This window comes from Paraburkholderia sp. SIMBA_030, from assembly GCF_046535245.1.
In the GTDB taxonomy this organism is placed as follows: Bacteria; Pseudomonadota; Gammaproteobacteria; order Burkholderiales; family Burkholderiaceae; genus Paraburkholderia.
In genome coordinates, this window is sequence record NZ_JAWRXB010001795.1 from 1 (window position 1) to 230 (window position 230).

A 230-nucleotide genomic window follows, 5' to 3' on the forward strand; every position below is an offset into this window, starting at 1 on the left:
GCTACGGCATCGGCCTGGACATTCTCGATGTCAAGGCGGCCCACGCTGCGGGCATCGTCGTGACCAACGTGCCGGATTATTGCCTCGAAGAAGTGGCCGACCATTCCATCAGCATGGCGCTCACGCTATTGCGCTCGATTCCCACCTACGCCGACGCGACGCGGCGCGGCACCTGGCACTGGTCGGCGTGGAACCGGCCTATCCGGCGCTTGCGCGGCAGCGTGTTCGGC

At 66.1% G+C, this 230-nt stretch carries 1 pseudogene; it reads left to right on the forward strand.

Annotation, left to right across the window (positions count from 1 at the left end):
- Window positions 1-230 (forward strand): annotated as a pseudogene (locus tag SB772_RS46165) (hypothetical protein); the annotation flags it as partial.